The 542-nt window shown below is 64.4% G+C and carries 1 protein-coding gene; it reads left to right on the top strand.

Annotation, left to right across the window (positions count from 1 at the left end; translation table 11 throughout):
* Nucleotides 1-20: 20 nt before the first annotated feature.
* Nucleotides 21-542, top strand: a 522-nt coding sequence (locus CA951_RS42200) for a transposase (RefSeq protein ID WP_256974323.1), incomplete at its 3' end; no start/stop codon positions are given.

Raw genomic sequence — 542 nt, 5'->3', positions numbered from 1 at the left:
GCTGGACACCCCCGAAGAGATTGGACCGGGCCAGCGCCTACGACAAGACCGAGGCCTTCTTGTCGGAGTTGTCGGGGCTCGTCTCGGACTTGGCGGCGCGCCTCGTCGACCATCTCCGGCGCCTCACCGTCGAGATCAAGGACCTCGCCGCCGAGATCACCACCCGAATCACGGTGCTGGCACCGTCATTGCTGGCCATCCCCGGATGTGCGCCGCTGACGGCGGCCAAGCTGATCGGTGAGACGGCTGGCGTTGATCGCTTCCGCTCCAAGGATGCCTTCGCCCGCCACAACGGAACCGCACCGTTGCCGGTGTGGTCGTCGAACCGCGCACGACATCGTCTTTCGCGGACGGGAAATCGGCGGCTCAATGCAGCTATCCACATCATTGCACTCACCCAGGCTCATTGCCATGACGATGCCCGAGCGCTCTTGTCCCGGCGTAAGGCCAACGGTGACGGTGGCATGGAAGCCCTGCGCGTCCTCAAGCGCAGACTTTCCGATGTCGTCTATCGCGCCATGCTCGCGGACCGACCATTGATG

Source organism: Rhodococcus sp. NCIMB 12038, from assembly GCF_002165735.1.
Classification (GTDB): domain Bacteria; phylum Actinomycetota; class Actinomycetes; order Mycobacteriales; family Mycobacteriaceae; genus Rhodococcus_F.
Note: the sequence above shows the minus strand (reverse complement) of the source record. Positions and strands in the feature narration are given on the sequence as shown.